The sequence below is a fragment of the Bartonella sp. AU18XJBT genome (assembly GCF_028618595.1).
GTDB lineage: Bacteria > Pseudomonadota > Alphaproteobacteria > Rhizobiales > Rhizobiaceae > Bartonella.
Genome location: NZ_JAQITE010000122.1, coordinates 1 through 1,857, shown reverse-complemented (window position 1 = coordinate 1,857; position 1,857 = coordinate 1). Strand labels below are relative to the sequence as shown.

The window sequence follows — 1,857 nt, the reverse complement described above, 5'->3', positions numbered from 1 at the left end:
AATCACCATGGCTGGTCAGTTGAAGGTCACCACGTTCAATCTCTATGTGTCCTGCTTGGATCACACTATCAGCAACAATATTGATTGCCCCTTGCGTAGAAATGAGACCATCAACATTCTCAAAACTGCCCACATCAATGCGCAAACCATCCCGCGCTAAAACATGCGCACCTTCATCATGTGTAGCGTTTTGTTGATCTGAATTTGTCGCTTCAGCGCTTTTATTAACAAAAGACGTTGCAACAATCTTCATCTCACCGGCTAAAGCACTGAGAAGACCAGCCTCATTGTTTATATGACCTGCACGTGTCTCTTTCAGCCCACCAATGCTGAGAGCCTCTTCAGCAATAATTCTGCCCTGTGTGTTGGTCAAATCACCATCAGTGAATAGGTCCATAGATTTTTTGGCGTAAATCAGCCCACTATTGCTAACATTCCCTGCCACATTGAGGGCAACATTCTCACCACTAGAGCCAAGCGCACCGGCATTGTCTAATCGCCCTGCGATCAAAACAAAAGCGCCACCACTTTGAAGGACCCCTTCGGATGTGTTCTGAAGAAAAGCTTGTTGTGGATCGACGCCTTCTTGTGCGCTTACCATCAAATGCAAATCATCGGTTGCAATAAACGTCCCTTGATTGGTAAATGCACCAAGATGAGCATCGACACTCTCACCGCGCATTGTGCCATTATTTGCGACCCCATCACGCACTTGAAGGGTTAACGCTCCCTCTTGGGCTTCCACAGTCCCTGCTTGGGTTAAAGCATCAGCACTTAAAACCACATCATAACTTAAAATCGTGCTCTCTTGAGAGGTTGTGAGCATGCCCCCCGCTGTCAAGGCAACCTGCTGCATACTGACAATATCACCCGTGTGATTGAGAGCTCCATGGGCATCCAGCGTTATCTTCCCATTAGAACAGACAGTGCCTTCTTGGATAAGATCACCGCTATGCGCATAAAGGTCAATTTTTTGTTCTGCAACTAAATGAGCGCCTGATGTAAGCTCTGCCGCTTGCACCAAAAGAGAGCCGCCGGCGCTATAATGTCCAGCGCCTACAGTGAGCGCATCATCGGCGCTCAAGACAATATTCCCCTTGGCACCAATATGGTTGTTTAAAGCGCTGATTTGATTGGTTTCAATAGTCAGATCGCCAAGGGAAGAAACCCCTGTTTGATCATTGTCTTGCATGCGGCTTAGATCAATTGTTGCTGCTTGGATCTCTAAAAGATCACCGGCGGCTATCCGCCCATTTCCCGCCTCAAGCTTTGCTGCCTGTAAGTGCAAAGAACCCGTCGCTGACTGTTGACCATCACTTCCAATACCGCTTGCTAGAAGAGCATGAGACTGGAGCTTGATCACATTGGCGCGCACATCAACAGTACCGCTTGCCGCAACGCGAGCTTGCTCAGCCAGTTCAACATGCTTCAAAGCCTTCAGTTCAACCGCTTCTTCTGAAAAAAGCAGATCTTTCACATGCACACTGTCGTGGTGAGAGTGAGCCTTCACCGCACCTTTGGCACGTGCTTTGGCAATCACCAGCTTGCCATCACTTGTCAATCTCATGGCGCCTGCATTGGCAACCATGTCTCCGCGCATCTTAACGCCGGCGCCTTTATCATTGGCAATCACGCGGATCTGCCCCGCATACATTCCACCAAACTCACTGGAATCAATCGCCAATTCTGGCTCTTTGCCATCAGAGCCAAGAGAAGTTGCTTCGCGCTTGTGATAATCAAAATGATTGTGACCAGCGATAACAGCCAAATCCCCTTTGACCTGTATAGGACCCCCGACACTGATCTTGCGCGAAACAAGATCAAAAATATCTAATGCACTCCCATCAGCACCACGAG

Annotated in this window: 1 pseudogene; it reads right to left on the bottom strand. The window is 48.5% G+C overall.

The window, feature by feature from the left end:
- Positions 1–1,857, bottom strand: a pseudogene (locus tag PVV60_RS10400) (filamentous hemagglutinin); the annotation flags it as partial.